General features: G+C 55.6%; 2 protein-coding genes. Both read left to right on the top strand.

The genetic code is table 11. From position 1 onward, the window contains the following. Positions 1-636 precede the first annotated feature (636 nt). Positions 637-1,902, top strand: coding sequence for a dipeptidase (locus CA85_RS24530; RefSeq protein WP_146394367.1), 1,266 nt, complete (start codon positions 637-639; stop codon positions 1,900-1,902). Between the two features lie 146 nt (positions 1,903-2,048). Beyond that, entirely contained in the window at positions 2,049-2,885 is an 837-nt protein-coding gene (locus CA85_RS24535; protein ID WP_146394369.1) for a gamma-glutamyl-gamma-aminobutyrate hydrolase family protein, read from the top strand. Positions 2,886-3,383 lie beyond the last annotated feature (498 nt).

The following is a 3,383-nucleotide window of genomic DNA, read 5'->3' on the forward strand; positions in this document are numbered from 1 at the left end:
ACTTGGATCTGCGTTTGGCGCAGTCGACCGAAACGACACCAAAGTGAGAGGGACCGACCGCCTCGACTCGCTGCTGAATCACCCCAGCTGGCTTGCCGATGTAACGGGCCTGATTGGATTTTGACGATTTTGACGAACGTTTCTTGGTGGCGATTGCCATATCGGAGTTCCTTGATTGAAGGGAAAGTGAATTCCTTCAATGAAAGCACTCAGAATGCGCCCCTGGTAGTTTTTTAGGCTAACTTGGGGACATACCAGGCATGGCTCTCGTATTCAATGATCGTTCCAAAATGCGTCCCCGACGAACAAACGCTCGCCAGGGACCGACAACACCATTGGCGTACCGCTTTTGCAGGGAAACGCTGGCGACCGAGATATCCCTTGCCAAGCCAGCACCTCTGCAGAGCTCGGCTCCGTTTCTCCCGGCAGTGCCAGTCTAACATTGATAATCACATCCCACAAATAAATCCTTCGATACGGGAGCCATGCCTTGAAAACCTCGGACGCACGCTTCCGTCGGATGAGCCAGTTTTTTTGCCTATCTTGCAAGCGGCCATTCACCGGCGTGACACCGATTGACTCCACACGTCATCCCACCCGCAACCCTGCCCTTTCCTGCTCTCCCGGATCTTCACGATGATTTTGCGAAAACGAGCTTCGTTGGTATGCCGTCTTCCCTGGTTGGTGTTCTTTTTTGGATTGGGAACGGTTGAGTTCGCCATCGATCATCGCGCTGGTGCTGAGGACCCGCGTGGCAAGATCATTGTCTCGGATGCCGCTCGCCGAATTCATGCGACCGCGCCCGTGTTCGACGGGCACAATGATTTGCCATGGGCGCTCCGCGAGTCCGGAGGCTTGAACGAACGAACGGACATTGCGAAATCCCAACCCGGATTCCACACGGACATCGATCGTTTGCGTCAGGGCGGGGTGGGCGCTCAATTCTGGAGTGTGTACGTGCCCGTCTCGACGCAGCGTACCGGTGAATCCTTGCTAGCGACGCTTCAACAGATCGGTCTGGTCCGGGAGATGATCGAGCGTTACCCCGACGAGTTCGAACTCGCACTGACTGCAGATGATATCGAGCGAATTCGCGGCGAGGGGAAGATCGCTTCGTTGATCGGTGTCGAAGGCGGCCATTCCATCGAGAACTCACTCTCAGTCCTGCGTCAACTTTACAAAGAGGGTGCCCGCTACATGACGCTCACGCACAGTAAATCGCTCGGTTGGGCAGACAGTTGCACGGGCGAAGTAATCAGCGAGGGATTGAGTCCGCTCGGCGAGGAAGTTGTCCGGGAGATGAATCGATTGGGAATGCTCGTCGATCTCTCGCACGTGTCGCCTGATTGCATGCGAGACGCGCTGCGTGTCACGCGGTCGCCGGTGATCTTCTCGCACTCGTCGGCGCGCGGGATCGCGGATCATCCTCGCAATGTGCCCGATGATGTTCTCGAACTGACGGCGCAAAATGGTGGTGTGGTAATGATCAATTTCTACACCTTTTTCGTGCATCCCGACTTGGTGCCATATAGCTTGGAGCGTTCGCAAGTGCGTGATCGCTTAAACCAACAGTATCCCGACGACGACGAAAGAGTGAAGATTGAGTTGCGACGATGGGATTTGAAGAACCGTCCCGAGGCGGCTTGCGACGTTCACGACGTCGTCGATCACATCGAACACGTCATTCAAGTGGCGGGAATCGACCATGTCGGCATCGGTTCGGACTTCGATGGCATCGACGCGCTGCCGCTGCAACTCGAAGACGTCTCCACCTATCCGGTGATCACGCAAGCGTTGCTGGACCGGGGTTACAATGAAGCCGCCATCCGCCAGGTACTCGGCGGTAACTTGATGCGAGTGTTGCGGCAGGCCGAACAGGTCGCGATCCAATCGCAGCAATAGCGAATGTCGCCACCTGCCGCAGTGGCCGTTTTGTGGCGACGATGCGTTTACTAGATCGGCCTGGCAATGGAACGCAGCCTCCCAATGCGATAACCTCTGGTAAATCAAAACTCTCTCCAATCGCCTCTGACTGACGGAATGTGGTTATGAAACGACAGATACTTTTCGCGATCGGCTTAATCGCGGTCGTGGGCATTGGCCTGGCGTCGAACCGAACGTCGTTAGCTAACGATCCGGTTCCAACGGAAGGTCAGACGGTAGATTCGCAGAAGTCTGCAGCGGTTGAAACAGGCTCGCCATCACAGCCGAGATCCAAACCTCTTATCGGAATCTCGACTGTCAACGGAGAGAGTTACGTCCGCGCTGTCCGCGATTGCGGGGGGATACCGGTGATCCTCCCGAGCGCTGACGGCAGCACCGAATTGGTTGAAGAGTATCTTGAATTACTCGATGGCCTGCTGCTACCCGGTGGCGACGACATTCACTCTTCGGAGTGGGGCGAGGAATTGCATCCGGCTGCAAACCTAATTCCAGACGAGCGATACAAGTTTGAAAAGGCTCTGGTGAACGCTTGGATTCAACGGACCGATAAACCGCTGCTCGGGATCTGTCTCGGTTGCCAGTGGATCAGTGTGGGTCATCGCGGCTCGATCGTCCAGGATATCCCGTCTGAGTTCGGCGGCCACCCAAAATATGTCAATCACACGGTGAAAATTGCCCCCGATTCGCGATTGCTGCGGATCTTCGGTGAGGAAGAGTTCGAAGTCAATTCGATTCACCATCAGTCAGTAAGGGATCCCGGCACCGGAATGCGCGTCGTCGCCAAAAGCCCCGATGGGATCGTCGAGGCAATCGAATCAACTGATCCGACTCGATTTGTTATCGGCGTGCAGTGGCATCCCGAGAAGCTAGCACCGGAGAGCGAGGTGCAGGCCAATCTATTTCGGGCCTTCATCGAGGCAGCACGGAATGCCCGTCATTGAAAAGATTCATCCGACGGACGCGTGCGCAGAGCACAGCGGAAGGTTTTTTGAGTACTGTCATATCCAGAACGAAAATTTGCAGTGCGCGCGTACGCTCAGCGGCACCACCAATAGGGTAGCTTTTTCGACACTCAAAGTCCACTGTTTGTCGGCCAGCCAGCACGGCTCGGTTAGCTTTGGTGGTTCAGTCTCGCCACCCTGGTAGATATCCGAAGCTCTGAGAGCCCCACACTGTCTCATCCGGCGTTTGAACCGCTAACAGAGCATCTCACTCTAGCACGGGCTTGCTCAGCAGAGCTACGCTCCACCGATACCCTCGGCATGCGACGACGTTGTTAGTGTGCTTGGCAGCACGACAATTCAGCCTAAGGCTTCAGAGCTTCGGACGGTTTCGATTCTACAGTGTTTTCCTGGTTCACTCCAAGACGAATTAGTAAGCCGATCAGCAAGTCGCCGATCGATTGAGGGCCTCGACGCTTCTTGCCAGCGAGAAGCTGC

The organism is Allorhodopirellula solitaria, assembly GCF_007859855.1.
GTDB classification, from domain to species: domain Bacteria; phylum Planctomycetota; class Planctomycetia; order Pirellulales; family Pirellulaceae; genus Rhodopirellula; species Rhodopirellula solitaria.

Bases quoted from the DNA above. Each gene is read 5' to 3' on its own strand.
- CA85_RS24530 (WP_146394367.1), top strand. From the start codon at position 637: ATGATTTTGCGAAAACGAGCTTCGTTGGTATGCCGTCTTCCCTGGTTG.
- CA85_RS24535 (WP_146394369.1), top strand. From the start codon at position 2,049: ATGAAACGACAGATACTTTTCGCGATCGGCTTAATCGCGGTCGTGGGC.